Genomic DNA, 24,593 nt, shown 5'->3' with positions numbered 1-24,593 from the left:
ATGATTGGTCTGGTGGTTGCGACCCATTCCCGGTTGGCGGCGGAGATGCTCAATGCCGCCGAAATGATTATCGGCCCCTGTCTTAATGCCCGCGCGGTTGCGATTCTCAAGGAGCAGGGTGTCGAGGAGATTCGCTCCGAGATTGAAGCTGCTGTTGCCTCGGTGTCCGCTGACGGGGATGGTGTGGTGATCATGACCGATATGTTCGGAGGGACGCCTTCGAACGTCAGTCTGTCATTTCTTGAACCGGGAAAAGTCGAGATCGTCACCGGGGTTAACCTGCCGATGGTGATAAAATTCTTCAACAGTCAGGAGTCTCTTTCACTGGCCGAACTTGCCGCCCTGCTCAAAGCTTATGGCCAGCAGAGTATTACCCTGGCCAGTGATTTTTTGCGTCAGTAGTTTTATCAACCTGAATCAGGCAGGAATTTTATGCTCCGGCGGTGTGGGTGCCCTGATTCCGGCTCAAGGATATAACGAATGAGTGTTGTTCTCGCCCGTATTGATAACCGGTTGATTCACGGCCAGGTCCTGGAGGCCTGGGTGCCTCATACCCAGGCGGACTGTATTGTCGTCGCCAGTGACAAAGTGGCCGGGGAGCCTTTACGCCGCGCAGTGATGACCGCTTCCGTACCGAAGAATATCAAACTTGTTATTGGTGGATTGACCGAGCTGGCTGAGCTGGTCCGGCAGGGGATGTTTGCCGGTCGACGTGTTCTGCTGTTGTTTGAAACGTCCGCTGACGCTCTGCAGGGTCATCGGCTGGGATTGCCCTTCGACCGCCTCAACCTGGGCAACATGCACGCAGGAGCGGGCAAGCTGCGCTGTTCCTGTACCATCTCGCTCGATGACGACGACATTGTCAACCTACGTCGCCTGGAGGAAGAACAGGGAGTGAAGATCGTGTCCCAGTGTATTCCCGCTGATCGCGAGCGTCCCTGGCGCAAGCTGGTGCAGACGGGAGCCTGAGGTGAGCTGGACCGTTTTGTTGTCGGGAGGACTGATCGCCATTGTGGCCGGGCTTGATCGCACCGCCCTGCTGCAGATCATGTTGTCCCGGCCGTTGGTGGCGGGATCCCTGCTTGGCTGGTTGCTGGGCGTCCCTGAAAGCGGGTTGCTGATCGGGGCACTGTGTGAACTGCTCTGGCTGTCGCGCATGCCGGTCGGTGCCGCGATTCCGCCGGATGACACCCAGGTCGCTGTCGGTGCCACCTGCCTGACGGTTCTGCTCAATCCCGCGGGTGGGTTTGCTCCGGAACCGGTAGCGCTCTTTGCCCTGTTGCTGGCAATGCCGCTGGGAAAGGTCGGTCAATGGTTCGACCGGTTGGCGCGAAACTGCAACAGCCGGCTGTTGCGACGCGCTGAGAGAGCCGTGGCTGACGGTCATGAAGAACAGATTGAACGCCTGCATCTGCGGGGCGTGCTGCATTTCGCCGGAGCGGCTCTGGCGACCTTCGTGGTTGTCGTGGCGGGGGGGATGCTGATCGGGATGCCCCTGCTGCCAAGGGCTGTTCACCTGCTTCAGCCGCTGACCGGTGAGTTGGAACTGCTTTTTCCCCTGGTCGGGGCGGCGGTCATCCTGGCGACTCTGCATGTCAGCCGTGCTCTGACCCTGTTCAGTACGTCGTTCGTGACCGTGCTGCTGACGATCTGGCTGCTATGAAGAACGCCCGAGGACAGATCAATGCCCTGCTGGTTGGTCGTTGCGCGTTGCGATCCTTTCTGCTTCAGGCCAGCTGGAATTTCGAATCTCTGCAGGGATTGGGAGCCCTTTATGTTCTGGCCCCGGCGTTGCGCTGTCTCTACCGGGGAGAAGAACGAAAACAGGCTTTTCAGCGTCATCTCGGCTATTTCAACAGCCATCCCTACCTGGGAGCCGCCATTCTCGGATCGGCCATTGCCCTGGAGACGGATGCCGTTGCCGGGACCCCGCAGGACGGGGTTTCGGCAAGTGATTTCAACGGCATGATGATGGCGCCTTTCGCCGCCATGGGGGATGCTCTGTTCTGGGGGGGGATTCGTCCCCTGGCTGCGGTGCTGGCCCTGTTTTTCGCGGTCCGCGGATCGTTGCTGGCCTGTGCCGTGTTGCTGCTGGTTTACAACCTCCCGCACCTGTTCTTTCGCTTCTGGGGATTTTTTCGGGGCTGGCAGCGGGGTGCGGGGATTGTTGCAACCATCCAGCGCTGGCATCTGCCCGATCTGGCGATCCGCATCAAGGAGGCAGTCGTTATCCTGCTGGGTGGTTTGTGCGCTATGTGGGTTTCGATGATGCTGCATGACAAGGGGCTGCCGCCCGCGGTCGGTTTTGTTGCTCTGCCGGTGGTCGGCTTCTGTTGCTGGCTGGCGCGCAAGGGTGTTTCTCCTCTGGCCATGATCTACCTGGGGACCTTCCTGACGCTTGCAGTGAGGGTCCTGAAATGAACCTGAATCAGTGAGCCCCTTGTTGGTGGATAGCACAAGTCATTGATCTGTCTGAGCTTCCCCAAAATCACCAGCGAACCTGTGGGTGCGCTTCAGATTTTTGGAAATCTCATTCAGACCAGGTACTTGCACTCTCCATCCAACAGGAACTCACGGATTCAGGATGATAGCTGAAAGGCAACGCTGAATAATGATCGAAAAGGAATTTACTATTATCAACCGGTTGGGACTGCATGCCAGGGCGGCTGCGCAACTGGTGCAGACCGCCGGACGATTCTCGGCGGATGTCCTGGTCAGCAAAGACGACCTGGAAGTCAACGGCAAGAGCATCATGGGAATTCTGATGCTGGCCGCTCCCCGTGGATCGACCATTTCCGTCAGCGTCAACGGCCCTGATGAAGAGGCGGCCCTGAAAGCATTGGAAGAACTTATTAATGATGGCTTCGGTGAAGACTGAAATAAGTCCCGACACATTTCTGGTTGGTATCGGTGTGTCCCCGGGGATTGCCATCGGCGCGACTCACCTCGTCAACCGCGCCCGTATGGCCGCGCTTGAGCGTCGTATCCGCAAGAGCGACGTCGATGTCGAAATAGCGGCCTTTGAGGAAGCGGTTGAGATTTCCCGGCAGCAGCTCCACGAGGTCAAACGGCGGGTCGCCGATCGCCACCTGGCCGAACATCTGTACATCATTGATACGCACCTGCTGATCCTGGAGGATCAGATGCTGCACGCCGAAACCCGGCGTGGTATCCGTGAAGATCTGCTCAATGCCGAAGGGGCGCTGAAGCGCGCTCTCGACCAGTTCCGTTCGGTGTTCGAGAGCATTGAGGATGAATACCTGCGTGATCGCGGGTCGGATGTGGAATCGGTTGGAGAACGGCTGTTGCGCAATCTTACGGGAGAGTCGGAACAGTCGCTGTCCGGCATCGATCGAAAAGTCGTGGTTGTCGCCCACGACCTTTCACCGGCCGATACCATGCAGATCGACAAGGACAAGATCATCGGTTTTGTCACCGATGTCGGCGGCCGTACGTCGCATACCGCAATTCTGGCACGATCCCAGGGTATCCCGGCGGTTGTCGGATTGGAAAACGCGACCGCGCTGATCCCCGGCGGCACGCCTTTGATCGTCGATGGCTCCAGCGGCACCGTTATTCTCAACCCCACGCCGGAAACGTTCCGGGAATACCTGCAGAAGAAGCAACGTTACGAATATGGTGAAAGGGAACTGCTCAGTTACCGCAGCCTGCCTGCTGAAACTCCTGATGGCCATCGACTGGTGCTGCGATGCAATGTTGAATTACCGTCCGAAGTACCCCATGCCCTCGCCCAGGGGGCCGAAGGGGTCGGCCTGTTCCGCTCCGAGTTCCTGTATCTCGGCAGACAGTTTCCCCCGGACGAGGAGGAGCAGTTCGACGCCTATCGCGAAATTGCCACCGCCATGGCGCCCCATGAAGTCACAATCCGCACCCTCGATGTCGGTGGTGACAAGTTCGTTCCCGAGATCAATCTCTCCGATGAGGTGAATCCGGCTCTCGGATTGCGCGGAGTCCGCTTTTCCCTGGCCGACCGGCAGCTTTTGAAAATCCAGTTGCGGGCCATCCTCAGGGTGTCGGCCCTGGGACCGGTCCGGGTGATGTTCCCGATGATTTCCGGTGTTTCTGAAATCCGCGCCTGCAAATCGATTCTTCATCAGGCCATGGCCGAGTTGAGTCGCGAAGGTATCGATTTTGACGGCAGGCTTCCGGTCGGCATCATGATTGAGACTCCTTCAGCCGCCATGATTGCCGACAAGCTGGCCCGCGAGGTCGATTTCTTTTCGGTCGGCACCAATGACCTGATTCAGTATTGTCTGGCGGTGGATCGGTCCAATGAACATGTCGCCTATCTTTACGAACCCCTGCATCCGGCCATTTTAAGGGCCCTGCAGATGATCTGCAGTGCCGCGCGGCAGGCGGGGATCAAGGTGGCGATGTGCGGCGAGATGGCTGCGGAACCCCTCTACCTGCCGATCCTGATTGGTCTCGGTTTCGGTGAACTCTCGATGAATGCGCCCTGTATCCCGCGCGTAAAACGGGTTGTGCGCCAGATTCGTTATTCCGAGGGAAAAGAATTGCTCGAAAAACTGCTGCAGATGTCGACCGTTGCAGAAGTCACCCACTGCCTCGAAGAAGAAATGATGACCCGGATTCCCGACCTGTTCGGCAAGACGGATATCTAAAGAGGGTGAACAGGCGATCAATCTTGACAGTTTCGTGTTTGGCCTCCTAGAATGACCCGCTTATATCTCACGCATAAACTGAAGGAGTATGCCCCATGGCTATGACCGACTTTCTGTTTACCTCGGAATCTGTCAGTGAAGGACATCCTGACAAGGTTGCCGACCAGATATCCGACGCAATTCTCGACGCGATTCTCACTGAGGACAAAAAAGCGCGTGTGGCCTGTGAGACACTGGTCACAACCGGGATGGCGATGATCGCCGGTGAAATTACCACCAGTGCCTATGTCGATATGCCGGAAATCGTTCGGCAGACCATCCGCGAGATCGGTTACGACGATTCGGCGATGGGGTTCGACTGGGAAACCTGCGCGGTGATGACCAGTATCGACCGGCAGTCGCCGGATATCTCCCAGGGCGTGACCGAGGGAGAGGGCCTGTTCACGGCCCAGGGGGCCGGGGACCAGGGACTGATGTTCGGCTATGCCTGTAATGAAACCCCTGAGCTGATGCCGATGCCGATCATGTTCGCTCACAAGCTGACCCAGCGGTTGGCCGAGGTGCGCAAGAGCGGTCTGCTCAATTTCCTTCGTCCGGACAGCAAATCCCAGGTTTCGATCCAGTACATCAACGACAAGCCGATTCGGGTCGACGCGGTTGTTATCTCCTCGCAGCACAACCCCGATGTTACCTACGACAATCTGCGCGAAGGGATTATCGAGGAAGTGGTGAAAAAGATCATTCCGGCCGACCTGATCGATGAACAGACCAAGTACTTCATCAACCCGACCGGGCGTTTCGTGGTCGGCGGACCGATGGGTGACTGCGGCCTGACCGGACGCAAGATCATCGTTGATACCTATGGTGGCCAGGGCTCGCATGGCGGTGGTGCCTTCTCCGGCAAGGATCCGTCCAAGGTTGATCGCAGCGCGTCCTACATGGGGCGTTACGTGGCCAAGAATATTGTCGCCGGCGGGCTGGCCGATAAATGCGAGGTCCAGCTGGCCTACGCCATTGGCGTCGCCGAACCGGTTTCGGTCATGATCAATACCTTCGGCACCGGGAAGATCCCGTCCAACGATATCGCCAGGATCGCGCAGGAGGAATTTGACCTGACCCCGCGCGGTATTATCGAGACTCTCGACCTGCTGCGACCGATTTATCGTCGCACGGCCGCCTATGGCCATTTCGGCCGCGAGCTTCCCGAGTTCACCTGGGAACGTACCGATCGGGCCGACAGCCTGAAAAAGCTGGCGGGACTCTAGCCGGTTCAGGAGGCAGGAGCGGGACTGTAGCTCGAGCCCCCGATTTTCCGGTAGACGGCGGGCCGCGAGTCCCGCCGTTTTTTTAATGACCGCTTCCAGGGCGAACCAGCCGCAGCTTTCGATCATTGTCCCGGTTCTCAACGAGGCGGCGGCGATTGCCGACTTTCTTGCCATGCTGCAGCGGCAGGATGGGCTCTTTTTTGAAGTCATCTTTGCCGATGGCGGTTCAGTCGATGAGGGACGGGAACTTGTCCGGCGGCGAGCGCAGAAAGGTTTTGCGACCCGCTGGATAGAGGCGCCGCGGGGCAGGGCGGTCCAGATGAATCGGGGGCGGGCGGCAGCTCGCGGCCGATTTCTTCTTTTTCTGCATGTTGACAGCCGATTGCCGGACAGTCATGCGCTGGCAACAGCTGTCGAACAGCTTGCCGCGTCCGGTGAGGGGATGATTGCCGGTCATTTCCGGCTTCTTTTCGGCGACGCGCCGCCCGCCCTGCGGGAAAAACTGCTCTATTGGGAAATCAAGGCCCGTCTCGACCGCCCCGGCTGTACCCACGGCGACCAGGGGATGCTGATGGCGGCAACCGTCTTTGATGCCCTGGGCGGGTTCCCCGAAGACTGGCCGCTGTTTGAAGATACCCGTCTGGCAGAGCGGCTCAGGCAGCGCGGTCGATGGTTGCTGTTGAACGCCGAGATCGAGACCTCCGCGCGTCGCTTTGCCCGTGAAGGGTTGCGTCAACGGCAGCTGCTCAACGCCCTGCTGATGAATTTTCGTGCCCTGGGGATGACCGAGTTTTTGACCGCGACCGGGCCGATCTATCGTCAACAGGCGGAAACCGGTGAATTGCGGCTTGCTCCATTCCTGCGGCGCTTTCAGGCCATGATCGCCGAACGCCAGTTGCAAAAACGTCTGCAGCTCTGGTACCGGACCGGTCGCTATGTCCGCGGTAATGCCTGGCAGTTACTGCTTGCCCGGCGGATACGCTCCGGGCGCTGGACCCTGGAAACATCTCCGGCGGAGATCGAGCGGCAGCTGCGCGGGTTTGATCGTTGCTTCAACCTGTTGACCGACAATCCGGTCGGTCATGCCCTGGCGGGATTGTTGACCTGGATCTGGTTTCAGCTGCAGTTGCGGCGGGAATGCGGAACGGATGCCTGAACCGGTGCGGATCACCGTTTCAGGGTAACCCTGGGCCCGTTCTGATCGGGCGGCATAACAAGGAGTTGATAAATGATGACTGCAAAGCAGGATTTCAAGGTCAAGGATATCGGCCTGGCCGATTTCGGTCGGCGGGAAATCGAACTGGCCGAGGTTGAAATGCCGGGCCTGATGGCCCTGCGCGAAGAATATCGTGAACAGAAGCCGTTGCGGGGCGCGCGTATCACCGGTTCGCTGCACATGACCATCCAGACCGCGGTGCTGATCGAAACCCTGGTTGAACTCGGAGCCCGGGTGCGATGGGCATCCTGCAATATCTTCTCAACCCAGGACCACGCCGCAGCGGCGATTGCCGCGGCCGGTGTCCCGGTGTTCGCCTGGAAGGGGGAAACTCTTCAGGAATACTGGTGGTGTACAGAACAGGCCCTGTCCTGGCCGGATGGCGAACTGCCGAACATGATTCTCGACGATGGCGGAGATGCCACCATGATGGTACTCAACGGTGCCGCCTGGGAACGGCAGGGGCTGCCCGAGGTCAAGACGGACGATCCGGAGGACTGGATCGAGCTGATCAACTGCCTGCGACCGACGATCGAAGCCGGCAGCGGACGCTGGAGTGCCACCTGTGATTCCATCCGCGGGGTGACCGAAGAAACCACCACGGGCGTTCACCGCCTTTACCAGCTGCAGCGGGACGGTCAGCTTCCTTTTGCGGCGATGAATGTCAATGATTCAGTCACCAAGAGCAAGTTCGACAACATCTACGGCTGTCGTCACAGCCTGGTTGACGGCATCATGCGCGCCACCGACGTGATGCTTTCCGGCAAGGTCGCCGTGGTCTGCGGCTATGGGGATGTCGGCAAGGGGTGCTGCCAGTCCCTGCGCGGGCAGGGGGCCCGGGTGATTGTCACCGAGATCGATCCGATCTGCGCTCTGCAGGCGTTGATGGAGGGTTACGAAGTACGTACTCTCGACGAGGTGGTGGAGAAAGCCGACCTGTTCGTGACCACCACCGGCAACCGGGATATCATCACCGCCGCGCAGATGCAACGGATGAAACATAACGCCATCGTCGGCAATATCGGACATTTCGACAATGAAATCGACATGGCCGGACTGGCGAGAATTCCGGGGGTCCGCAAGGTCAATCTGAAGAATCCGCAGGAGCATGGCAACCAGGTCGACCAGTGGGTTTTTCCCGACGGGCACGCGATCATTGTGCTGGCCGAGGGGCGATTGCTCAACCTCGGCTGTGCCACCGGCCATCCGTCCTTCGTCATGTCCAACAGCTTCAGCAACCAGGTCATTGCCCAGATCGAACTCTTCTGCAACGGCGATCGCTATGACAAGGAGGTTTACGTGTTGCCGAAGCGGCTTGATGAAAAGGTCGCCCGGTTGCATCTCGACAAGCTGGGGGGCAGTCTCACCCGGTTGACTGCCGAACAGGCCGACTATCTCGGCGTGCCGGTCGACGGGCCCTACAAGCCGGATCATTACCGGTATTGACAAGGGATGCCGGGCAAGCCCCGGATCAGCAGCAACAGCAAAGGCCCCGCGGTGAATGCCGCGGGGCCTTTGCTGTCATGGAGGCACCTGTTTCAACGAATCGTTGCTTCGTAGATATTGCTCTGCCGGCCGCTCGGGTTCTGGATTCGGAACCGGACCCGCTGCAATTGCCCGCTGACCTGGTAACGGGTGTAGCGCAGGGTGTTGCAGTCGATATATTCGACGTTGTCCTTGTCGCGGGGATGGAAACGGCCGTAAGCGCTGATCGGCTTGCCGTTGACCAGCAGTTTCGACCGGGGGCTGAAGTTGCGTCCGGAAATGATCAGCTGATAGGCGTTGACCAGGTCATCACCGACACTGATGTCGTCGATGGTCGGTTGATCGGAAACCGTGATGTTGAAAGGGATGGATGTGTCGCCGGCCGGATTGACGACCTGAACCCGGTGGTTGCCTGCCGCAAGCGGGGGCAGGGTCGCGCTGAGCGATCCGGATTCGGAGCGTTCGGTGGCCACGGCCGCGCCGTCGAGCAGAATCTTGGCCCCCTTGGCAAAGCCGCTGCCGGTGATCTGAAGTTCCGTGCCGTTGTCAGATGCCTGGCAGTTATCGATCTTGGCCGGCGAAATCCCCTTGATAAGCGGCCGTTTTTCCACCAGGTGCAGAATAAAGGCCTGCTGCGAGGTGGTGTTCCCCTCGGTGACGAAGATGACATAGTCTCCGGGGGCGAGACCCTCCGGGATGCGGACCGACAAGCGACCGTTCTGCAGGGTCGCCGGCGTCAACATGGAGTTGCCGAGCATGACCAGGGTCCGCTGGGAAAACGGCCCGCCGGTAAGGGTTACTCTCTCCCCCGGGGAGGTGGTCGAGGGTTGTACCGAGGTGATGTCGAGAGCCTGGCCGGAGACGGCCGGGCCGAGGCTGAAGAGCAGCAGCAGAATGATTCGTATCATGGCATTTTTCATCTCCAAACTAAAACATATCCCCGGGGCAGTTCAAGCAGGTCTGATTTGCCCGTGGAACGTTTCCCTTTGTGTTGTGTTGCTACTGGCGGGTGTTGAGCAGCATCCATGTGCCGAGCATGCCAACCAGCAGGTTTCCGGACCAGGCCGCCAACCAGGGGGGCAGGGCGCCCGCATAGCCGAAGGCGAGCAGGGTCGCCTGCAGCAGGAAATAGCTGATGCCGATGGCAATGCTGATGCCGATCCCAAGCGCCAGGTTGCTGGCGCGACCACGCTGCAGGGCGAAGGGGATGCCGAGGAAGGCCATCACCAGGCAGGTAAAGGGGGTCGCGATGCGGGCCTGCAGGTCAACCCGGGCGCGGGTGGCGTCGTAGCCTTCAGCTTCGAGTTGACGCACCTGGCGGTAAAGGTCCTGCAGTCGGGCTTCATCGTTGCGGCGCACCGCGGCATTGAAGTTTTCCGGTTTTTTCTGCAGAGGATAGGGCAGCAACTTCTTTGCCGAGAAATTCTTCAGATTCCGTTCGCCGGAGAAATCATGGATTTTGACGTACTCCAGAATCCATCCCGCTGACGCGTCGTAATACGCTTTTTTGGCATCAAGACGGCGTCTCAGGTGAAAGTTCTGATCCATTTCATAGATCGTGACACCCTGCAGCTGATTTTTCTTCGGTTCGGCGAGACGGATGAAGATGATGTTGCGCCCCTCGCGGAACCACAGCGAGTCCCTCTTCATGGCCAGCGGAGGCTGCCCGCTGACTTCGGTGCGCATGATGTACTCGGTTTTGTGGGCCGCCAGGGGAGTGACCAGGTCCCCGCCGACCAGCAGCAACAGTGATACCGTCAGGGCGGCCAGGACCAGGGGGCGGGAAATGCGTACCAGGCCGATACCGCAGGCGCGCATGGCTGTCAGTTCGCCGTGCCGGGACAGGCCGCCAAGGGTCAGGAAGGTTGCCAGCAGGACTGCCAGGGGGGTTATGTCCTTGAGGATGATGGGGATTTTCCAGAAGAAGTAGGCCAGGTACAGGTTGATGGCCGCCTTGTGTTCAAGAAAGTCATCCACCTTTTCGAAAAATTCGACCAGAAGATAGATGCCGCCGAAGGCGGCCAGGGCCAGGGCGAATATCCTGACGTAGTTTTTCAGCAGGTAACGGTCGAGCAGGCGCATGTCAGTTCTCGCGGCGGCCCGGTCGCCAGATGCCCTGGACCAGGCGGATCAGGTGGTCGAGATGGCGCAGACGACGTTCATGCAGGGCCTGCCGGTAAAGAACGGTGCCGAGCAGCAGAAACAGCAGTGGCGGCGTCCAGAGGGTCAGGGCTGCCGGCCAGTGCTGTTCAACCACCAGGGTTCCGGCAAATGAGGTTGCCAGGTAGTAGGAGAGGTAGACCAGCAGACCGATGGCGAAACCGCCGCCCTTGCCCGACCGGTTGGATTGTATGCCGAGCGGCAGGGCCAGCAGGGCGAACAGCAGGGGGATTGGAATCATGCTGAAACGATGGTGCAGCTCGGCCCGGCTCTTGAATTGTTCCGCAATGGAATCGGTGTTTTTTACCCGTTTCAGCAGGTTTGCCAGGGAGAGTTCCTTGACTTTCTGACGGCCGGGGGGCTGGCCGACCTGGTCGAGAGGCAGGTTGATCGCATAGTTGTTGAAATCAATCACCTGGTAGGTGTCTTCGGTGCTGTCCTGCGGGTAGCGGTGGATCTGTCCCCGGCTCAGTTGCAGGGTCAGGCTCTGACGTTTCGGGTCGGAAAGGAAACGACCTGATTCGGCGACAATCGTTGAGGGGGTCGTCCCCATGCGTTGATCGGAAATGAAAACGCCTTCAAGCGTTGAGTTGCGTTCGTCGAGGTTGTCGGCATAGAGAACCATCCCCGGAAACTCTGTCTGGAAAACCCGCGCCTGCAGACCGACACTGGTTCGTTGGCTGAGAATTTTGAAAATCCGGCCACGAAACGCGGAATAGCCCAGAGGTTTCAGGTAGAGGGTCAGTGAGGCGGTCACCAGGCAGGCCACGAGGGCCATGATCAGCGCCGGACGCAACAGGTGGTTGAGGCTGAGTCCGCTTGCCTTGAGGGCGATGATTTCCGCATCGGCCGAAAGCCGGGAAAACGCCAGCAGGGTTCCAAGCAGGATGGAGAGGGGCAGGGTGATGCTGAGAAAGGAGGGCAGCAGATCGACGAGCAGGTGCAGGATATCCTGCAGGGGAACCCCGTTGTTGATCACCAGACGGGCCAGTTTGAGAGTTCGCCCGGCAAGCAGCACAAAGGTGAAAACCAGCAGCGACAGCAGGGTCGGTGCGGCGATTTCCCTGAGAATATATCGGTCGATCCGGGTCATCAGCATAACCGCATCATACTATTATAGGGGTGCCGGGATGTAAACCTGGATGGGTGTCGCGGAGTGCTTTTTTTCACTTGCCTGAGCTCCTTCGGCATGTTATAGAAACGCGTTGTCCAATTCACACGTCTCCTGATCCGGTCGGGGGTCTTCCGGCACTGCCTGGAAGCCGTTCGGAGCTGAGGGGGGCGGAGGTTCAAACCACCTAGCAGAGGAGCAGTATCCGATGGCCCAGATCACCATGAAACAATTGCTTGAGGCCGGTGTCCATTTCGGTCACCAGACCCGCCGCTGGAACCCGAAAATGAAGCCCTATATTTTCGGCGCCCGCAACGGCATCTACATTATCGACCTGCAGAAAACGGTTCGATACTTCAAGACCGCCTACGCCTTCGTCCGCGACGTCGTCGCCGACGGTCAGAAGGTTCTCTTCGTCGGCACCAAGAAGCAGGCGCAGGATTCGATCCGCGAAGAAGCCCTGCGGGCCGATCAGTTTTTCGTCAACAACCGCTGGCTCGGCGGCATGCTGACCAACTACGCGACCATCAAGGCCAGTATCGAGCGGTTGAAGAAAATCGAGGCCATGTCCACTGACGGCACCTACGAGCTGCTGACCAAGAAAGAGGGGCTGCAGCTTGACCGTGAGAAGACCAAGCTGGAAAAGAACCTCGGCGGGATCAAGGCGATGAACAAGCTGCCCGGTGCGGTTTTTGTCATCGATCCGAAGAAGGAACAGATCGCCGTTCATGAAGCGCGCAAGTTGAAGATCCCGGTGGTTGCCGTGGTTGATACCAACTGTGACCCGGACGAAATTGACTATATCATCCCCGGCAACGATGACGCCATCCGCGCCATTCGCCTGTTTGCCTCCAAGATGGCCGATGCCTGTATCGAAGGGGCTGAACTGCGGCAGGCGGCGTTGCGTACCGAGGCTGAGGGCGGTGAAGAGGCGGCTGCCCCGGAGGTTGCCGCCGAAGCCGTGACGACCGAAGGCCCCGAGGTGATCACCAAGACCGAGGCTCCGGTTGAAGCACCGGCTGAAAAACCGGTCGAAGCTCCGACGGAAGGCTGATTTTCAAGTCAGCAGAAAGCACTTGAGGCGGCCGGGTATCCTGGCCGCCTTTTTTCCACAAGCACTGATAAGTCTAAGCAAGCAGGGTTCAGGTCTGCGTGACCGGGAACCCGAGGAGGATGACGTGGCAACAATTACTGCGAAAATGGTTTCCGAACTCCGTGGCAAAACCGGTGCCGGAATGATGGATTGCAAAAAAGCGTTGAACGAAACTGACGGCAACATGGAAGAGGCGATCGACTACCTGCGCAAGAAAGGGCTTTCCGCCGCCGCCAAGAAGGCCGGCCGGGTGGCCGCCGAGGGGATGATCGCGGCTGCCGGTTCCGGCAATGCCGCCGCCCTGGTCGAGGTGAACGCCGAAACCGACTTTGTCGCCAAAAATGATAAATTTCAGGCCTTTTCGAAGGGGGTCGCGGAAGCGGTTCTGGCATCCGCTCCGGCCGATGTCGAAGCCCTCAAGGCGGTTGAATTTCCCGGCAGCGGCCGGAACGTCGGAGAGGAGCTGACCCACCAGGTGGCGACCATCGGTGAAAATATGAACCTGCGTCGTTTCGCCCGCTTTGAAGTCGCTTCCGGCTCTGTCGCCTCCTATATCCACGGCGGAGGCAAAATCGGCGTGCTGGTTGAACTCTCCTGCAGCGCCGGCGACAGTGAAGCCCTTCAGGGGCTGGCCCGCCAGATCGCCATGCATGTGGCGGCAGCCAATCCTCAGTACCTGACGCGTGACGAGGTTCCCGCCGAAGTTGTCAATCGCGAAAAGGACATCATGCGCACCAAGGCGATTGAGAGCGGCAAGCCGGAAAATATCGTCGACAAGATCATCACCGGCCAGATCAACAAGTTCTTTGGTGAAATCTGTCTTGTCGAGCAGGCTTTTGTTATCGATCCCGACCAGAAAGTCGGCAAGGTGGTGGAGTCGTTCGGCAAGGAAAATGACTGTGAAATTCAGCTGACCCGCTACGTGCGCTACCAGCTGGGCGAAGGAATTGAAAAGAAAGAAGACGATTTCGCCGCTGAAGTTGCCGAACTCGCGAAATAAGCAGCCGGGAGGTTTCATGGCCGAAGAGCCGAGATTCAAAAGAATCCTGCTCAAGTTGAGCGGAGAAGCCCTTGCCGGTGAGCAGGGTTACGGTATTGATCCTGTTGTTATTCAGGATATTGCCGAAGAAATCCGTGATGTTGTCCGCCTCGGCGTGCAGGTGGCCCTGGTGATCGGCGGCGGGAATATTTTCCGTGGCCTGGCGGCTTCGTCGCGCGGTATGGACCGGGCCAGCGCTGATTACATGGGCATGCTGGCCACGGTCATGAACAGCCTGGCGATGCAGGATGCCCTGGAGAAGCTTGGCGTGCTGACCCGGGTTCAGTCGGCGATCGAGATGCAGGAAATTGCCGAACCCTATATTCGTCGCAGGGCGATGCGCCACCTTGAAAAGGGACGGGTGGTGATCTTCGGCGCCGGCACCGGCAATCCCTACTTCACGACCGACACCGCGGCCAGTCTGCGCGCCATGGAGATCAGTGCCGAGGTCATTCTCAAGGCGACCCGGGTGGATGGTGTTTATGATACTGACCCGATGAAAAACCCCGATGCGGTTAAATTCGACAGCCTGACCTATCTCGATGTTCTGGAGAAGGGGCTGCAGGTCATGGATGCGACCGCCACTTCGCTGTGTATGGACAACCAGTTGCCGATCGTGGTATTTGATTTGACCGAAAAAGGCAATATCCGCAGGGTTGTCCTCGGGGAAAATATCGGCACGACTGTCAAAGGAGGCTGAGAGATGCTCGATGAGGTGAAGAAAAAAGCCGGCGCTGCCATGGACAAGGCGATTGAGGCTCTCAAGCGGGATCTCGGTAAAGTTCGAACCGGTCGCGCCTCCCTCTCGTTGCTGGAGGACGTCAGAGTTGACTATTACGGCACCCCGACTCCGCTCAACCAGGTCGGCACCCTGGCGGTACCCGAGCCGCGGCTGATTACCATCCAACCGTGGGAAAAACAGCTGATCCCCGAGATTGAAAAGGCTATTTTCAAAGCTGATCTCGGTCTCAATCCGTCCTCGGACGGGCAACTTGTGCGTATTGCGATTCCCGCTCTTACCGAAGAGCGGCGCAAGGAGATGGTCAAGGTCATCAAGCGCATGGGCGAAGACTGTAAAATTGCCATTCGCGGTGCCCGGCGTGATGCCAATGACGCACTGAAAAATCTGCTCAAGGAGAAGGATATTACCGAGGATGAGCAGAAGCGTACTGAAAAGGATATCCAGGATCTTACCGACCGTTATGTGAAGAAGGTCGATGATGTTCTGGACGTAAAAGAACAGGAAGTCATGGAGATCTGACCTCCATGAAATTAACGACCAAGGAGAAAGAAAAATGCTGAAAATTACTGATGAATGTATTTCGTGCGGGTCCTGTGTTGACTCCTGCCCGGTTGGCGCCATTTCCGAAGGCGACAGCAAGTATGAAATCGGTGAGGATTGCACCGAGTGCCAGGCCTGTGTCGACACCTGCCCGGTCAGTGCGATTGTCGAATAACCGGAATCAGTTCTGAACCAAACAAAAGGGGCGCCTGCAGGGCGCCCCTTTTGTTTGGTCGGCAGGCGGTTGCCTGGATGATGGTTTCATGGTATTTTCAACGCTTCAATGAAATAGGGCATTGACAAGGGCCCAGAGGGTAGCCCGTGTTGCTGCAATCCTGACTGCCGGTTTTGGCCCGGCCTGATCCGATCCCCTGCCGAGTGAGATTCTGAAGATGCACATCCCCCGACATCTGGCTGTCATCATGGACGGCAACGGCCGCTGGGCCGAAACTCGTTGCCTGCCCCGTATTGCCGGGCATCGTCAGGGCGTCAGGACGGTGCGGGAAATTGTCCAGGAGTGTCAACGCCTGGGAGTGGATTATCTGACTCTTTACGCCTTCAGTTCCGAAAACTGGGGCCGTCCCGATGACGAGGTGTCGGCCCTGATGGAACTGCTCAGTATTTACCTGCGCGAGCAGTTTGACCTGATGCTGGAAAAACGCATCCGGTTGCGGGTGATCGGTGAGATTGAACGCCTGCCGCTGCCGGTCCGCCGGGTTCTTGAAGAGACGGTCGCCAAAACCGACGACCATGATGGCATGGTCCTGACCCTGGCTCTTTCTTACGGCGCGCGAAACGAGATTTTGCGTGCTTCCCGGCGTCTGGCCGCCCGGGTCGCTGCCGGTGAATTGTCGCCTGACGCGATTGACGAAGAGTTGTTTGCCGACAGCCTCGATACCAACGGGATGCCCGATCCCGACCTGTTGATCCGTACCAGTGGCGAGATGCGCATCAGTAATTTTCTGCTCTGGCAGATCGCCTATGCCGAAATGGTTTTCACACCGGTGCTCTGGCCTGATTTCGGGGTGGAAGAACTGCACTGGGCTTTGACTGAATTCACCAGGCGCGAACGCCGCTTCGGGTTGACCCGTGACCAGGTTGACCGTCGTTCAGGGGAGAAGGGCCATTAAACAACGCATTCTAACCGGTCTTGTCCTGCTTCCGCTGCTGATCCTGCTGCTGGTTTATGCCGGTCCCGGGTTGTTCCTCGGATTCCTGGCGGTTGTCTCCCTGGTGGCCCAGCATGAATACCAGGCGATGGCGGTGCCTTCCTGTGGCCGATTGATCCAGGTTCCGGCGCTCGCTGTCGGCCTCGGCCTGATGGTGTTCGCCGGCCTTGGCCAGTCCGCTGCGGCGCTCTACCTGCTGGTTGCCGGCGTATTGTTGCTGGGGGCGCTGTTTCTTTTTCACCATCGTGATATTCATCTGGTCGCCCGGGACCTGGGACTGACCCTGTTCGGTATCTGCTATCTTCCGTTGTTGCTGGCCATGGTGGTGTTGCTGTTTGCTCTGCCCGACAGCGGGCGACAATGGGTCGGCCTGGTGCTGCTGGTCGTGATGCTGGCGGACACCTTTGCCTATTTTGTCGGTTCGGCAATCGGAAAAACTCCTCTCTACCCGGCCGTCAGCCCCAAGAAAAGCCGTGAAGGGGCAGTCGGCGGCCTGGTCGGCAGTCTTATCGGCGGGCTGCTGGCGCAACTCAGCTTCTTTCCCGAGCTCGGATGGGGACACGCCTGCCTGGTCTCGTTGCTGCTGAGTGTCTGCGGCCAGTTGGGCGACCTGTTCGAATCCCTGCTCAAGCGCAGTTTTCAGGTCAAGGATTCCAGTCAGTTGATCCCCGGTCACGGCGGACTGCTGGACCGCCTCGACAGCCTGTTGTTTGCCTTTCCCGCCGCCTTTTTCTACGCCAGCCTGTTTTGGGGAGATTGATCGGGATGCGCAAAGGACTTGCCCTGCTCGGCGCCACCGGTTCCATCGGTTGCAGTACCCTGGAAATCGTCGATGCCCACCCGGACCGTTTCAGGGTCTGCAGTCTGACCGGTGGCCGCAACCTGCAACGGCTGCTGGAGCAGGTGCGTTGTTACCGGCCGTCTCTGGTTGGTGTTCTCACTGCCCGGGATGCTGAATGGTTGCGGGCCGAACTGCGGGATGACGCAATCGAAGTCTGTCACGGTGAGGAGGGCCTGGTCCGGTGCGCGGCCGTACCCGGAGCCGATATCACCGTGTCTGCCATTGTCGGTGCCGCCGGCCTGGTTCCGACCATGGCGGCGATCGAGGCCGGGAAGGATATCGCCCTGGCCAACAAGGAAACCCTGGTCACGGCCGGCCCCCTGGTGATGGCCGCGGCCCGCCGCCGCGGTGTCTCCATCTTGCCGGTTGACAGCGAACATTCGGCCATCTTTCAATCTCTGCAGGGGCAGCAGGGCAATGCCGTACGGCGCGTGATTCTGACGGCATCCGGGGGACCGTTCCGCGAGACGTGCCTGGCTGATCTGCAGTCGGTCACCCTTGCCCAGGCTCTCAATCACCCCAACTGGAGCATGGGGCAGAAAATCACCATCGACTCGGCCACCATGATGAACAAGGGGCTGGAGGTGATCGAAGCCCGTTGGCTGTTTGATCTCGAGCCGCGGCAGATCGATGTTCATATTCATCCCCAGAGCATCATCCATTCGATGGTCGAATACCGGGACGGTTCGGTGATTGCCCAGCTTGGCGTGCCTGACATGAAGGCACCGATCGCCTACGCTCTGTCCTATCCGGAAAGGATCGAACTGCCGCTCGCGCCCCTCGATCTTTGTCGACTGGGACAGTTGACATTTTCAGAACCCGATCCGAAACGCTTCGGTTGTCTGGGACTCGCTTACCGTGCCCTTGAACTGGGCGGTACCGCGCCGGCGGTCCTCAATGCCGCCAACGAGGTTGTTGTCCAGGCTTTCCTGGACGGCCTTATCGGTTTTATGGAGATTCCGAAACTGATCGCTTCAGCCCTTGACCGGCACCAGGTGCAGGCGCTCGATTCGATTGACGACGCCCTGCAGGCTGACCGCTGGGGCCGTGAACAGACCCGGCAACTTATCGAAGCCGGAGAAGAGGTTGCTCGATGATTACCCTGTTTTCAGGAATCCTGATGCTCGGGGTGCTGGTGTTCGTCCATGAACTCGGGCATTTCTGTATCGCCAAGTGGAGCGGAGTCAAGGTCCTCAAGTTTTCGCTCGGGTTCGGTCCGCAGCTTTTCTCCCGCCAGTGGGGTGAGACCGAGTACCTGATCAGTGCCATCCCTCTCGGCGGGTACGTGCAGATGCTCGGTGAGGGCGGCAGTGAAGATGGCGAGGAGGCCGAATTGAGCGAGGCGGAGAAGGCCCGCTCGTTCGCCCATAAGCCGATCGGCATCCGTACCGCCATCGTTGCCGCCGGGCCGATCATGAACCTGGTGCTGCCGTTTGTGTTGCTGCCGATATCATTCCTGATCGGGGTCAATGTCCCGGCTTTTCTTGATTCAGCGCCCTGTGTCGGTTACGTGGTTGCCGACAGCAGTGGAGCCGCCGCGGGGATCAGGGCCGGGGACTGTATCCTGGCCGTCAATGGTGATCCGGTTGCCAGCTGGAACGAGACCAACCAGGCCTTGATCGGGCATGCCGGGTCGCAGTTGGTGCTGTCCGTTGATCGTTCCGGCCGGCAGCTTGAGCTGCCGTTGAAGGTGATCGGGGACGATATCGAGGATCTGCAGTTACAGGCACTCGGTCTGTTGCCGCCCCGGGCGGCAACCGTCGGCGCCGTTTCTCCCGAGATGCCGGCCGGGAAAGCCGGCATGCAGGTCGGAGACCGGATTCTGGCGATTGACGGTACACCGGTCACCTCCTGGTATGATCTGAAACGGTTGATCCAGCAGGGCGGCGGGAAATCCCTGGAGTTTACCCTCGAACGCGGCGGGATGCAGGTCAGGCTGGACATCGCTCCGGAATCCCGGGATGGGGGCTACCTGATCGGCATTGCTCCCGCCGAGGAGAGCGTCTTCAAGCGGTTCGGGCTCGGCGCGTCGATTCGGGCCGGTGCCGGACAGGCTGTTGACATCATCAAACTGACCCTGGTGTTTATTCAGAAACTTTTTTCCGGCCATGTTTCCGCCAAGAATATCGGCGGCCCGATCATGGTGTTCCAGATGGCCGGGCAGGCGGTTCAGTCCGGGGTCACCACGGTGTTGACCATTCTCGCCTTTCTGAGCATCCAGCTGGGGATTCTCAATCTGCTGCCGATTCCCATCCTCGACGGCGGGCACCTGTTCTTCTACCTGTTCGAGTTTGTCTTCCGGCGTCCCTTGTCGATGCGTGCCAGGGAAATGCTGCAGCAACTCGGGCTGGCCCTGATCGTGATGTTGATGGTACTGGCCTTCTATAATGATTTCACCCGTCTGGATCTGTTCGGAGGTCTGTTCAGCTGGCTTTCGGGAGGGGCGGGTGGCTGATTTTCTGCTGGCGGTTGACACTTCAACGCCCGGTGGCAGTGTCGCTCTCTACGATGGGGATCAGTTGCTGGCCGAATTCTTTCGTCGTCTTCCGGGCACCCACAGCGACTGGCTGCTGGCGGCCATTGAACAGCTGCTCGGCACGGCCGGGATCCAGGTCGGGGATCTGGGGCTGCTGGCGGTGGTTCGGGGACCGGGCTCTTTTACCGGCCTGCGCGTCGGGATGGCGACCGTCAAGGGCCTGGCGATCGGCTCCGGTGTGCCGGTTGTCGGCTTGTCCTCGCTGGCGGTTCTGGCCGCGGCTGTTCCTTTTGCCCGCATGCCGGTCTGTACACTGCTCGATGCCCGAAAAAAAGAAGTCTATGCCGGGCTGTTTGACACCTCGCGGGGACAGCCGGTTGCCCTGGGCGAGGAACGGGTTCTGGATCCGGAGAAACTGCTGGCAACCCTGGACGGCGATATTCTCTTCGTCGGAGACGGTGCCATCGCCTATCGTACCCTGATTGTCGCCCGCCTTGGCGAGCGCGCCCATTTCGTTCCGGCGGCCCATGCCGCGCCTCGCGCCGGCGTGATCGGGAGGCTCGCTCGTGATGCCGCAACCTCCTTGGGAACGACATCTCTCGCGGCGCTGAAACCGGTTTACCTGAGAGCTTCAGAAGCCGAAATTAACTGGGAAAAACGCCATTCTGCCGGCTGATTCGCGGTTGACAAGGCATTTCCCTTTGGTTATTTTAGATCCACCGAATCGTTTCCTTTTACCCCAACTGCAGGAGGTGGCCAATGCCGGTGAGCGATCAGGTTCTGGTTGAACAGCTCTGCAACGAAAACCCCCGTTTTCGCAAGCTGTATGAAGAACATTTATTGCTTGAAAAGCAGCTCAATGAAATGGACCAGAAGACCTATATGACGCCGGAAGAAGAGTTGGAGCGAAAAAAAGTACAGAAGTTGAAATTGGCCGGCAAGGATGAGATGGAAGGGATCTTGAGGTCACTCCGATCCTGAAATTCCATCACAGACCTGTTGGCAAAGGGTTTGAGCCGGGCGGCTTGAACCCTTTGCTTTTATGGGGGGATTTTCCACCTGAGAGGAGTTGCACAAACCATGAGCGATAAACGCAGCGACGCAATCACCAGGGGCTTCGAACGCACGCCGCACCGGGCCCTGCTCAAGAGTACCGGTGTTCCGGAAGGGCAGATGGATCGCCCCTTCATCGGCATCGCCTCCTCCTTTACCGACCTGATTCCGGGACACACCGGCATGCGCGACCTGGAGCGGTTTATTGAGAAAGGCGTTCACAGTGGCGGCGGTTATTCCTTCATCTTCGGCATTCCCGGTGTCTGCGACGGTATCGCCATGGGGCACAAGGGGATGCACTACTCGCTGCCGACCCGCGAACTGATTGCCGACATGGTGGAGTCGATCGCCGAAGCGCATCGGCTCGACGGCCTGGTACTGCTGACCAACTGCGACAAGATCACCCCGGGGATGCTGATGGCGGCGGCCCGGCTCGATATTCCCGCCATCGTCGTCACCGCCGGACCGTCGATGACCGGCACCGGGCGCGAGGGCAGGCGTTTCTCCTTCGTCACCGACACCTTTGAGGCGATGGCGCAGTACAAGGCCGGCGTGATCGATGATCAGCAGCTGAAGATGTGCGAGGATCATGCCTGTCCGACAGCCGGTTCCTGCCAGGGGTTGTTTACCGCCAATACCATGGCGATTCTCACCGAGACCCTGGGCATGAGCCTGCCGCAGTGCGGGACGGCGCTGGCGGTCTCGTCCCTGAAGCGGCGAATTGCCTTTGCCTCCGGGGAAAAGATTGTCGACCTGGTGCGTGACGGCATCACCCCGCGGCAGATTCTGACCCGGGCCGCTTTCGAGAATGCCATCCGTGTCGACCTTGCTCTCGGCGGCTCGTCCAACACCGTTCTGCACCTGCTGGCGATCGCTCACGAGGCCGGCGTCGAACTGCCGCTCGAACTTTTTGATGAACTGGGTCGCACCACCCCGCAGCTGGCCTCGATGAACCCGGGTGGACAGCACTTCATGGAAGATCTTGATGCCGCCGGCGGGGTGCCCGGAGTTCTTCATCAGCTGGGTGACAAGGTCAGGGACAATCCGACCCTGTTCGGTCTTGGTGTCCGGCAGATCGCGGACAGCGTCGCCTCGGTTGACGAGGAGGTTATCCGGCCGCTGGACAACCCGGTCCGCGCCGAAGGCGGACTCGCCATCCTGCACGGCAATCTCGCCCCGAAGGGGGCGGTGGTCAAGCAGTCGGGGGTTTCGGAACAGATGATGACCTTCGAAGGTACCGCCCGTTGTTTCGATTCCGAAGAGGCGGCCATGGATGCCCTGATGGGGGGACGGATCAAGCCCGGTGACGTGGTGGTGATCCGTTACGAGGGACCCAGGGGTGGACCGGGGATGCGGGAGATGCTGGCTCCGACGGCGACCCTGATGGGGCTTGGCCTTGGTGACAGTGTCGCGCTGATTACCGACGGCCGTTTCTCCGGCGGCACCCGCGGCCCCTGCATCGGTCATATTTCGCCGGAGGCAGCCGAAGGCGGGCCGATTGCCCTGGTCGAGGACGGCGACCGGATCCGCCTGGATATTCCCAACCGCAGTCTCAGCCTGCAGGTCGCCGATGAGGTTCTGCAGCAGCGCCGGGCGGCCTGGAGCATGCCCGAGCCGAAAATCCGCAGCGGCTGGCTGGCCCGCTACGCCAAGGTGGTGACGTCGGCTCATACCGGGGCCATCTGCGAATAGCTCTGGACCGGGCGTTCCGGCCGTCCGCAGTCATGCAACGCCGGGTTTCTGTTTGTCCGGCGGCGGGTTCCGCCGTTTTCGGGATAGGGGAGTTGTTCTGAATCAGTGAGTTCCTGTTGGTTGGAGAGTGCAAGTGCTTGGTCTGAATGAGATTTTCAAAAATCTGAAGCGCACCCACAGGTTCGCAGGTGATTTTTGGGAAGCTCAGGCAGGCCAATGACTTTGTGCTGTCCGCCAGCAAGGGACTCACTGATTCAGGACTTTGCCAAGGATCGCGTCGGAGGAGATCCGGTTTTCACCGTCGGCCCGATCGCAGTCTTCATTTTGGGGAGGAGGTTTTTGTGAAAAAGACAGGTTCACAGATTTTATTGGAATGTCTGCAGATGGAAGGGGTGGATACCGTTTTCGGTTACCCCGGGGGCGCGGTTATCAACATCTATCATGACCTTGTTGACTATCCCGGTCTCAACCACATCCTGACCCGGCATGAGCAGGCCGCGGTTCATGCCGCCGACGGTTATGCCCGTGCCACCGGCAAGGTCGGCGTGGCCATCGCCACCAGCGGTCCCGGCGCCACCAATACCGTGACCGGAATCGCCACCGCCTACATGGATTCGATCCCGATGGTGGTCATCACCGGCCAGGTGCCGACGCCGCTGATCGGCAACGACGCCTTCCAGGAGGCGGACATGGTCGGCATCACCCGGCCGATCACCAAGCACAACTACCTGGTGAAGGATATCCGGGACCTGGCACGCATCATCAAGCAGGCTTTCTACATCGCCCGCACCGGTCGTCCCGGCCCGGTCCTGGTTGATCTGCCGAAGGATGTCCAGGTGGCTACCCATACCTTCTCCTACCCGGACAAGGTTGAGCTGCGCGGCTACAAGCCGACGGTCAGCGGCAACATCCGCCAGGTGGAAAAAGCCGCCAAGATGATTCTTGCCGCGCGCAAACCGGTCATCTACGTCGGTGGCGGCGCGACCCTCTCCAACTGTCCCGAGCAGCTGAGGCAGTTCGCCGAAACCATCCAGGCGCCGGTGACCACGACCCTGATGGGGATGAGTTCTTTTCCCAGCCGTCATGAGCTTTCTCTCGGCATGCTCGGCATGCACGGTACCTACTATGCCAACATGGCGGTGACCAACAGCGACCTGCTGATCGCCATCGGCGCCCGTTTCGATGACCGGGTGACCGGCAAGATCGCCACCTTCGCGCCCCATGCCAAGATCATTCATGTCGATATCGACCCGACCTCGATCAAGAAGAACGTCCGGGTTGATCTGCCGATTGTCGGCGATCTCAAGGATGTGCTGCAGAACCTGGTCCGGAAGCTGGCCGAACATGCGGACGAAGTGGCCGACATGACGACCGAGACCGAAAGCTGGCGCCGTCAGATCCTGGACTGGAAAACGGAGCACCCGCTGACCTACCAGCCGTCGGAAACGGAAATCAAGCCGCAGTTTGTGATCGAGAAGATCCGCGAACTCTCCAATGACGACGCGATCATCGCCACCGAGGTCGGCCAGCACCAGATGTGGACCGCCCAGTTTTTCCAGTTCACCCAGCCGCGGACATTTCTCTCCTCCGGCGGCCTCGGCACCATGGGCTATGGACTGCCGGCCGCGCTCGGCGCCCAGGCGGCCTTTCCCGAACGGCAGGTGATCGACATCTCCGGGGACGGATCCTTCCAGATGAACTCCCAGGAGATGGCCACCCTGGTCCAGTACGGCCTGCCGGTGAAGATCGTGATCCTCAACAATAATTACCTGGGTATGGTCCGGCAGTGGCAGCAGCTGTTCTTCGATCGTCGCTACAGCCAGACGGTCCTTGAACTGCCGATCGATTTCGTCAAGCTGGCCGAGGCGTATGGCGCCACCGGTCTCCGGGCCGACAAGCCGGACCAGGTCGAAGAGACCATCAGGCAGGCCTTTGCGACCCCGGGACCGGTGATCATGGAATTCAAGGTGGCCCGGGAGGAGAACGTGCTGCCGATGGTTCCGGCGGGCCGCAGTATTCATGAAATGGTGCTGGCCTCCTGACGGCCGACCTTTTATCCAGGGAGGAA

At 59.4% G+C, this 24,593-nt stretch carries 25 protein-coding genes; 22 read left to right on the top strand and 3 right to left on the bottom strand.

All coding sequences use genetic code 11. The features are described 5' to 3' along the window. The 9 genes from B5V00_RS09670 (at position 1) to ahcY (ending at position 8,570) form a co-directional block, all read left to right on the top strand. Positions 1-402, top strand: coding sequence for a PTS sugar transporter subunit IIA (locus B5V00_RS09670; RefSeq protein WP_085010585.1), 402 nt, complete (start codon positions 1-3; stop codon positions 400-402). 78 nt (positions 403-480) lie between these two features. Then, positions 481-969, top strand: a complete 489-nt coding sequence (locus tag B5V00_RS09665) for a PTS sugar transporter subunit IIB (protein ID WP_085010584.1) — start codon at positions 481-483, stop codon at positions 967-969. Between the two features lies 1 nt (position 970). Next, a complete protein-coding gene (locus tag B5V00_RS09660) occupies positions 971-1,663 on the top strand; it encodes a PTS sugar transporter subunit IIC (RefSeq protein WP_172399696.1) in 693 nt (230 codons plus the stop codon). Continuing rightward, positions 1,660-2,421 carry a PTS system mannose/fructose/sorbose family transporter subunit IID gene (locus tag B5V00_RS09655; RefSeq protein WP_085010582.1) on the top strand — a complete coding sequence of 254 codons (762 nt, stop codon included), beginning with the start codon at positions 1,660-1,662 and terminating at the stop codon, positions 2,419-2,421. The genes B5V00_RS09660 and B5V00_RS09655 overlap by 4 nt, the downstream gene beginning before the upstream one ends. Before the next feature lie 190 nt (positions 2,422-2,611). After that, on the top strand, positions 2,612-2,878 hold the full coding sequence (locus B5V00_RS09650) for an HPr family phosphocarrier protein (RefSeq protein WP_085010581.1): 267 nt from the start codon (positions 2,612-2,614) through the stop codon (positions 2,876-2,878). Next, positions 2,859-4,643 (top strand): phosphoenolpyruvate--protein phosphotransferase, encoded by a 1,785-nt coding sequence (gene ptsP, locus B5V00_RS09645; protein WP_085010653.1) that lies wholly within the window; start codon positions 2,859-2,861, stop codon positions 4,641-4,643. The genes B5V00_RS09650 and ptsP overlap by 20 nt, the downstream gene beginning before the upstream one ends. A 95-nt stretch (positions 4,644-4,738) precedes the next feature. Next, positions 4,739-5,908: a methionine adenosyltransferase gene (metK, locus tag B5V00_RS09640; RefSeq protein ID WP_085010580.1), complete on the top strand. Its 1,170-nt coding sequence runs from the start codon at positions 4,739-4,741 to the stop codon at positions 5,906-5,908. Positions 5,909-5,993: 85 nt separating this feature from the next. Further along, positions 5,994-7,064, top strand: a complete 1,071-nt coding sequence (locus B5V00_RS09635) for a TIGR04283 family arsenosugar biosynthesis glycosyltransferase (RefSeq protein ID WP_085010579.1) — start codon at positions 5,994-5,996, stop codon at positions 7,062-7,064. A gap of 72 nt (positions 7,065-7,136) precedes the next feature. Beyond that, a complete protein-coding gene (gene ahcY, locus B5V00_RS09630; RefSeq protein ID WP_425432583.1) occupies positions 7,137-8,570 on the top strand; it encodes an adenosylhomocysteinase in 1,434 nt (477 codons plus the stop codon). Between the two features lie 92 nt (positions 8,571-8,662). Here ahcY and B5V00_RS09625 read toward each other — a convergent pair whose 3' ends face one another. The 3 genes from B5V00_RS09625 to lptF all read right to left on the bottom strand — a co-directional run bounded on the left by B5V00_RS09625 (position 8,663) and on the right by lptF (position 11,868). Beyond that, positions 8,663-9,517 (bottom strand): IPT/TIG domain-containing protein, encoded by an 855-nt coding sequence (locus B5V00_RS09625; protein WP_172399695.1) that lies wholly within the window; start codon positions 9,515-9,517, stop codon positions 8,663-8,665. Between the two features lie 91 nt (positions 9,518-9,608). Further along, positions 9,609-10,691, bottom strand: a complete 1,083-nt coding sequence (lptG, locus tag B5V00_RS09620) for an LPS export ABC transporter permease LptG (RefSeq protein ID WP_085010577.1) — start codon at positions 10,689-10,691, stop codon at positions 9,609-9,611. Position 10,692: 1 nt separating this feature from the next. Then, on the bottom strand, positions 10,693-11,868 hold the full coding sequence (gene lptF, locus B5V00_RS09615; RefSeq protein ID WP_085010576.1) for an LPS export ABC transporter permease LptF: 1,176 nt from the start codon (positions 11,866-11,868) through the stop codon (positions 10,693-10,695). Positions 11,869-12,088: 220 nt separating this feature from the next. On the opposite strand from lptF, the gene rpsB reads away from it, so the two are divergent. The 13 genes from rpsB (at position 12,089) to ilvB (ending at position 24,567) form a co-directional block, all read left to right on the top strand. Then, positions 12,089-12,934, top strand: a complete 846-nt coding sequence (gene rpsB, locus B5V00_RS09610) for a 30S ribosomal protein S2 (protein WP_085010575.1) — start codon at positions 12,089-12,091, stop codon at positions 12,932-12,934. 124 nt (positions 12,935-13,058) lie between these two features. Next, positions 13,059-13,973, top strand: a complete 915-nt coding sequence (gene tsf / locus B5V00_RS09605) for a translation elongation factor Ts (protein ID WP_085010574.1) — start codon at positions 13,059-13,061, stop codon at positions 13,971-13,973. Positions 13,974-13,989: 16 nt separating this feature from the next. Further along, positions 13,990-14,712 carry a UMP kinase gene (gene pyrH, locus B5V00_RS09600; protein ID WP_085010573.1) on the top strand — a complete coding sequence of 241 codons (723 nt, stop codon included), beginning with the start codon at positions 13,990-13,992 and terminating at the stop codon, positions 14,710-14,712. 3 nt (positions 14,713-14,715) lie between these two features. Continuing rightward, positions 14,716-15,273, top strand: a complete 558-nt coding sequence (gene frr / locus B5V00_RS09595; RefSeq protein ID WP_085010572.1) for a ribosome recycling factor — start codon at positions 14,716-14,718, stop codon at positions 15,271-15,273. Between the two features lie 34 nt (positions 15,274-15,307). Beyond that, a complete protein-coding gene (locus tag B5V00_RS09590; RefSeq protein ID WP_085010571.1) occupies positions 15,308-15,469 on the top strand; it encodes a 4Fe-4S binding protein in 162 nt (53 codons plus the stop codon). Positions 15,470-15,686: 217 nt separating this feature from the next. Then, positions 15,687-16,424, top strand: a complete 738-nt coding sequence (locus B5V00_RS09585) for an undecaprenyl pyrophosphate synthase (protein WP_085010570.1) — start codon at positions 15,687-15,689, stop codon at positions 16,422-16,424. Continuing rightward, positions 16,384-17,223, top strand: coding sequence for a phosphatidate cytidylyltransferase (locus tag B5V00_RS09580; RefSeq protein WP_085010569.1), 840 nt, complete (start codon positions 16,384-16,386; stop codon positions 17,221-17,223). The genes B5V00_RS09585 and B5V00_RS09580 overlap by 41 nt, the downstream gene beginning before the upstream one ends. Positions 17,224-17,228: 5 nt before the next feature. Beyond that, a complete protein-coding gene (locus B5V00_RS09575; protein ID WP_085010568.1) occupies positions 17,229-18,401 on the top strand; it encodes a 1-deoxy-D-xylulose-5-phosphate reductoisomerase in 1,173 nt (390 codons plus the stop codon). Continuing rightward, positions 18,398-19,759: an RIP metalloprotease RseP gene (gene rseP, locus B5V00_RS09570; RefSeq protein ID WP_085010567.1), complete on the top strand. Its 1,362-nt coding sequence runs from the start codon at positions 18,398-18,400 to the stop codon at positions 19,757-19,759. The genes B5V00_RS09575 and rseP overlap by 4 nt, the downstream gene beginning before the upstream one ends. Next, positions 19,752-20,456 carry a tRNA (adenosine(37)-N6)-threonylcarbamoyltransferase complex dimerization subunit type 1 TsaB gene (gene tsaB, locus B5V00_RS09565; RefSeq protein ID WP_245803943.1) on the top strand — a complete coding sequence of 235 codons (705 nt, stop codon included), beginning with the start codon at positions 19,752-19,754 and terminating at the stop codon, positions 20,454-20,456. Before rseP ends, tsaB begins: the two co-directional genes overlap by 8 nt. Before the next feature lie 83 nt (positions 20,457-20,539). Next, positions 20,540-20,761: an HP1242/YdcH family protein gene (locus B5V00_RS09560; RefSeq protein ID WP_085010565.1), complete on the top strand. Its 222-nt coding sequence runs from the start codon at positions 20,540-20,542 to the stop codon at positions 20,759-20,761. A 99-nt stretch (positions 20,762-20,860) separates the two neighbouring features. Continuing rightward, positions 20,861-22,525 (top strand): dihydroxy-acid dehydratase, encoded by a 1,665-nt coding sequence (gene ilvD, locus B5V00_RS09555; protein WP_085010564.1) that lies wholly within the window; start codon positions 20,861-20,863, stop codon positions 22,523-22,525. A gap of 341 nt (positions 22,526-22,866) precedes the next feature. Continuing rightward, the gene (gene ilvB / locus B5V00_RS09550) at positions 22,867-24,567 is read left to right on the top strand and encodes a biosynthetic-type acetolactate synthase large subunit (protein WP_085010563.1); all 1,701 of its coding nucleotides are present in this window, start codon (positions 22,867-22,869) and stop codon (positions 24,565-24,567) included. The last annotated feature ends 26 nt before the right edge of the window (positions 24,568-24,593 follow it).

Source organism: Geothermobacter hydrogeniphilus (assembly GCF_002093115.1).
Taxonomy (GTDB): Bacteria; Desulfobacterota; Desulfuromonadia; order Desulfuromonadales; family Geothermobacteraceae; genus Geothermobacter_A; species Geothermobacter_A hydrogeniphilus.
Note: the sequence above shows the minus strand (reverse complement) of the source record. Positions and strands in the feature narration are given on the sequence as shown.

Excerpts from the sequence above, each read along its gene's own strand:
- B5V00_RS09585 (WP_085010570.1), top strand. The coding sequence starts at position 15,687 with ATGCACATCCCCCGACATCTGGCTGTCATCATGGACGGCAACGGCCGC.
- lptG (WP_085010577.1), bottom strand. The coding sequence starts at position 10,691 with ATGCGCCTGCTCGACCGTTACCTGCTGAAAAACTACGTCAGGATATTC.
- metK (WP_085010580.1), top strand. The coding sequence starts at position 4,739 with ATGGCTATGACCGACTTTCTGTTTACCTCGGAATCTGTCAGTGAAGGA.
- B5V00_RS09635 (WP_085010579.1), top strand. The coding sequence starts at position 5,994 with ATGACCGCTTCCAGGGCGAACCAGCCGCAGCTTTCGATCATTGTCCCG.
- rseP (WP_085010567.1), top strand. The coding sequence starts at position 18,398 with ATGATTACCCTGTTTTCAGGAATCCTGATGCTCGGGGTGCTGGTGTTC.
- B5V00_RS09670 (WP_085010585.1), top strand. The coding sequence starts at position 1 with ATGATTGGTCTGGTGGTTGCGACCCATTCCCGGTTGGCGGCGGAGATG.
- B5V00_RS09665 (WP_085010584.1), top strand. The coding sequence starts at position 481 with ATGAGTGTTGTTCTCGCCCGTATTGATAACCGGTTGATTCACGGCCAG.
- B5V00_RS09575 (WP_085010568.1), top strand. The coding sequence starts at position 17,229 with ATGCGCAAAGGACTTGCCCTGCTCGGCGCCACCGGTTCCATCGGTTGC.
- B5V00_RS09655 (WP_085010582.1), top strand. The coding sequence starts at position 1,660 with ATGAAGAACGCCCGAGGACAGATCAATGCCCTGCTGGTTGGTCGTTGC.
- B5V00_RS09590 (WP_085010571.1), top strand. The coding sequence starts at position 15,308 with ATGCTGAAAATTACTGATGAATGTATTTCGTGCGGGTCCTGTGTTGAC.
- frr (WP_085010572.1), top strand. The coding sequence starts at position 14,716 with ATGCTCGATGAGGTGAAGAAAAAAGCCGGCGCTGCCATGGACAAGGCG.
- pyrH (WP_085010573.1), top strand. The coding sequence starts at position 13,990 with ATGGCCGAAGAGCCGAGATTCAAAAGAATCCTGCTCAAGTTGAGCGGA.
- lptF (WP_085010576.1), bottom strand. The coding sequence starts at position 11,868 with ATGCTGATGACCCGGATCGACCGATATATTCTCAGGGAAATCGCCGCA.
- B5V00_RS09625 (WP_172399695.1), bottom strand. The coding sequence starts at position 9,517 with ATGATACGAATCATTCTGCTGCTGCTCTTCAGCCTCGGCCCGGCCGTC.
- B5V00_RS09650 (WP_085010581.1), top strand. The coding sequence starts at position 2,612 with ATGATCGAAAAGGAATTTACTATTATCAACCGGTTGGGACTGCATGCC.
- ptsP (WP_085010653.1), top strand. The coding sequence starts at position 2,859 with ATGGCTTCGGTGAAGACTGAAATAAGTCCCGACACATTTCTGGTTGGT.
- rpsB (WP_085010575.1), top strand. The coding sequence starts at position 12,089 with ATGGCCCAGATCACCATGAAACAATTGCTTGAGGCCGGTGTCCATTTC.
- B5V00_RS09560 (WP_085010565.1), top strand. The coding sequence starts at position 20,540 with ATGCCGGTGAGCGATCAGGTTCTGGTTGAACAGCTCTGCAACGAAAAC.
- ahcY (WP_425432583.1), top strand. The coding sequence starts at position 7,137 with ATGATGACTGCAAAGCAGGATTTCAAGGTCAAGGATATCGGCCTGGCC.
- ilvD (WP_085010564.1), top strand. The coding sequence starts at position 20,861 with ATGAGCGATAAACGCAGCGACGCAATCACCAGGGGCTTCGAACGCACG.